Annotated in this window: 3 protein-coding genes; 2 read left to right on the forward strand and 1 reads right to left on the reverse strand. The window is 54.9% G+C overall.

The window, feature by feature from the left end; all coding sequences use genetic code 11:
- Window positions 1–530: 530 nt before the first annotated feature.
- Window positions 531–1,412: an NmrA family NAD(P)-binding protein gene (locus ACXRVY_RS21275; RefSeq protein ID WP_223458898.1), complete on the forward strand. Its 882-nt coding sequence runs from the start codon at window positions 531–533 to the stop codon at window positions 1,410–1,412.
- 52 nt (window positions 1,413–1,464) lie between these two features.
- Window positions 1,465–1,926, forward strand: coding sequence for a MarR family winged helix-turn-helix transcriptional regulator (locus ACXRVY_RS21280; protein ID WP_458238171.1), 462 nt, complete (start codon window positions 1,465–1,467; stop codon window positions 1,924–1,926).
- A gap of 61 nt (window positions 1,927–1,987) precedes the next feature.
- Here the strand turns inward: ACXRVY_RS21280 and ACXRVY_RS21285 are convergent, their stop codons facing one another.
- Window positions 1,988–3,025 (reverse strand): GlxA family transcriptional regulator, encoded by a 1,038-nt coding sequence (locus tag ACXRVY_RS21285; RefSeq protein ID WP_223458902.1) that lies wholly within the window; start codon window positions 3,023–3,025, stop codon window positions 1,988–1,990.
- Between the last annotated feature and the right edge of the window lie 252 nt (window positions 3,026–3,277).

Raw genomic sequence — 3,277 nt, forward strand, 5'->3', positions numbered from 1 at the left:
AAATCAGAGTGGGTGCCAGAAGATGGCTACAACTCTGAGCATGAAGCCCGCATAGACGTGCAACGCTACGTGATGCGTTACAACAACGTCAGGCTCCATAGCTACAACGGCTATCGTTCACCGGTAGCTATGGAAAAACTGGCGGCATGAAAACCGTAACTGGTGTCCAAAATTAGTTGACCAGTTCACTCAGCCACCTAAGCGCAGGGGGAAGCTAAGGGCTATAACCGCCCGCTTCAGGCACAGAGTACGGTGGCAATTGCAAGACAGCCATTGGCGATATCGACATAATTAAGGTCGATATCGACACTGGTTGGGAGCGGCTTCCTATCAACACCGATCAACGTTAGCGCTGCTGCACAGTGCTCGCGGATCGGAAAATGGCGAGTACAGAATTGTCGAACCGCTGAACGGTCATTGCCGTCAATTGACAATAGGAGCACATGCTCCTATCTTAAATCGCATAGGGGCATATGCTCCTATCGTGAATTAAAGAGCATAGGCTCTAACCAATTGAGAGGACTACGATCATGAGCGCAGCTGAAATTCTTGTAAGCGGTGCAACCGGGCGGACTGGTGCTGCAGCAATCGACGAACTGCTTAAGTTGGGCAAGAGCGTCCGCGCGTACGTGCGTTCGGACGACGAAAGGGCAGCAGCTCTGCGCCAGCGCGGAGTTGAAATTGCTATTGGCGATTTCACCGACATCGATGCCATTCGTGCAGCGATGGAAGGCATTCGCTCGGCCTATTTCCTTTATCCACTCGCACCGGGAATCGTCGAAGGTGCGGCCTATTTTGCCCAAGCAGCGAAAGAGGCCGGGGTAAAGGCGATCGTGAACATGTCGCAGATCTCCGCGCGGCGTGATTCCAAAAGCCATTTGGCACAGGACCATTGGATCTCCGAACGTGTATTCGACTGGTCGGGTGTACCGACAACGCACCTTCGCCCTACCTTCTTCGCGGACTGGCTTGCGTACCCTCACTTCGCAAAGGAAATCCGGGCCAAGAAGAAAATCGAGTTCCCCTTCGAGAATGGTCGCCACGCTCCTATTGCTACTGACGACCAAGGTCGGGTGATCGCCCACATTTTGGCCAACCCTGCAGGGCATGAAGGTAAAATTTACAGCCTTCATGGTCCGATCGAGATGAATCACACCGAGATCGCTGCTGCCATGAGCGAAGTGCTTGGCGCGGAAATCGAGTACGCTCCGACATCAATCGAGGCGTTCCAGCATAAAATGGAACACGAGTACAAGTTTCCTGCGGCCTTGGTACAACACCTGGTCGAAGTTGCTCAGAACTACCGAGAGGGTGTCTTTGCGGGTGTGAACGACGTGGTTGAGAAGATCACCGGCACACCTGCGCTGTCAGTGCAGGCGTTCATCGAAAAATACCGTGACGTCTATGCGTGACTCGTACGTCCGGGGCGTAAATAGTCATCAGTAGTAGTGAGGAAATATACAGATGCTGCCGGTTAACCAACCAACAGGGATCGACCAGTGCAATTGCTCCGCAATAAGGAGGGCGAGCCGGCAGATCACTCGCTTTTATGATGCGCAGCTTGAGCCATCGGGTCTGCGGATCACCCAATACCTTACCTTGGCTGCTCTCCACGAAATGGGGACTGCTGCAATCAATACCCTTGCTGAGCGGCTCGATATCGAGCGCACGGCGATGGGGAAAATGGCGGGTTTCCTGGAACGGGGAGGATTGATTTCGATCAGCCCCTCTCCATCTGACGGAAGAAGTCGCCTGGTAGTGCTAACGGAGGAGGGGCGGAGCTTGTTCGAAAGGACTRCACCTCTCTGGGAAGAGGCTCAACGACAGTTTGAGCAAATGAACGGTACTGAAAAGGTAGACGCGTTAAGGCGGGAGCTTGCGTCTGTGGTAGTCGGCGATATCACGCACGGTGTCTCTGACGATTAGTCGCGGACTATCGGCGGCCCATAGGTTTGGCGGTATCGCTTGCAGGTGCTGGAAGTCGACGTCAACCGGACTGCGTCGGCTCGGTGCTTTTGTCGAAGCGCTGGGAGTATTCCATTGGGCTCACACCGAAGCGGCGCGTAAATGCCTTCCTAAGCACGTCGACGCCGTGGTAACCGTTCCGGCGACAGATGTCGTGCATCGATTTTTCGCCAAGCGCAAGCGAACGGCAGACCGCTTCCAGCCGGACGGTTTCGACGTATTTTGCAGGCGTGGTCTGCAATTCCCGCTGAAACATTCGTATCAGCGTTCTGACACTGGTTGAAACTCTGGCTGCCATCATCTCGATTGTGAGATCCATATGCAGATGCTCACTGATCCAGAGGCATAAGTCGCTCAGACTTGAATTGTGCGCCTGCTGTGACTGAAGTGCGAAGCTGAACTGCGCCTGTCCGCCTGGACGACGTAAGTACAAAACCAAATTCTTCGCTATCTCCATGGCGAAGTCATTTCCAAGATCTTCACTTACCAGCGATAGCGCGAGGTCGATTCCGGACGATATGCCAGCTGACGTATAGACATTGCCGTCTTTCACCCAGATGGGAGACGGGTCGACCTGTACCTTGGGGTAGCGCTCCGCCAAACGTCGTGCCACGCTCCAATGAGTCGTTGCCCTGCGGCCGTCCAGAAGGCCCGCGGCAGCCAGGGCGAACGCCCCAACACATATAGAGCACACGCGCCGCACAGTCTTCGAGCGCGTTCGAAGCCACTCTATGGCTTCCTGGTCGACCTGTTCGAACGACTTGGAGCCCATTGTCACGATCAAGGTGTCGATGGGTTTGTTCGCACGACGCTCTTGCTCGAGTGTGCGATGCCCTCTGAACCCAATACCTGTTTCGCTCTCGAGGTGCACATCAGCAGCAGAGCTGACTAGTTCGAGCACGTACGGGGCAAGGCTAGCGCCGTCCAGTTGATTCGCCCACGCGATTACTTCCGCTGGGCCGATCACGTCGAGCGCGTCCACCGGTGGCAAACCCAATATGACAATCCGCTTCTGCCTCACGTCTGCGCGCGGAGCGGCTGGTTTCGTCAACTTTTTCATTGGAGGAGGCCCCGTGCGTCCGGGCATAGAGTGAGCATTTGTGGCAGAAATAGTCTTGGATCTGTCACTTGTGCTCCGTCCGAACAGCATAGACTGAATCTCGCTGCCCCCCGCATGCCTAGGCGAGTCAGGCATCCGTGAGCTCGTAGATAGACGCGGAGAACGAAAATGTATGTGAAGGCCGACGTGCAGGACTTAATTGAAGCCCTGAGCCTGGAGCGTTAGTGGCAGTGCTAACTATTTGTTCAGGAG

This window comes from Pseudomonas sp. P5_A2_2 (assembly GCF_054177685.1).

What these genes read in the sequence shown, in the direction of transcription:
- ACXRVY_RS21285 (WP_223458902.1), bottom strand. Translation starts at nt 3,025, where the DNA reads ATGAAAAAGTTGACGAAACCAGCCGCTCCGCGCGCAGACGTGAGGCAG.
- ACXRVY_RS21275 (WP_223458898.1), top strand. Translation starts at nt 531, where the DNA reads ATGAGCGCAGCTGAAATTCTTGTAAGCGGTGCAACCGGGCGGACTGGT.